General features: G+C 45.0%; 1 protein-coding gene. It reads left to right on the forward strand.

Going from position 1 to position 589, the window contains the following annotated elements; genetic code table 11:
- On the forward strand, positions 1-589 hold a 589-nt coding region (locus tag R7Z77_RS27035), incomplete at both ends, for a tetratricopeptide repeat protein (RefSeq protein ID WP_318137264.1).

A 589-nucleotide genomic window follows, 5' to 3' on the forward strand; every position in this document is an offset into this window, starting at 1 on the left:
AGAACAAGGAAACGATTCTGCGCACACAATGCTTGCCGAAATCTTGTTGTATGACCATGACGTAGACCGTAATCCAGCTCAAGCTGTCGAGTGGCTAAAAGAGTCAGCGACCAATGGAAACCCTCGGGCTCAGGCCATGCTAGGAATTGCCATTTCATCCCTTAATGACTTAGCACCAGAAGGCATTACGGTTGATGATAAAGATGCTTTCCATTGGATAGAAAAATCATTAGAGCAGGATTACCCACTATCCCACTCATATGCCGGGCAGTTCTACCTGTCATCTACCGGAACAAAACAAGATATTCCTAGAGCAGTCGAGCATTTTATTCGCGGTACCGAACTTGGTAATGCTGATGCGATGGTTAATTTAGGTTGGCAGCTAATCCACGGCCAAGGCATCGAGAAAGACGAAAAGAGAGCTTTTGAACTGATTAGTGCCGCAGCTGACATGAACTATCCGAACGCGATTTACAACCTTGGCTGGATGTATGAGAACGGAATAGGCACCAAGCAAGACTATGAAATGGCAATAAAGCTATATCAAAAATCCGCGGATCTAGATGACCCATCAGGTACTTATAACCTT

The sequence above is a fragment of the Vibrio sp. 1401 genome, assembly GCF_033340295.1.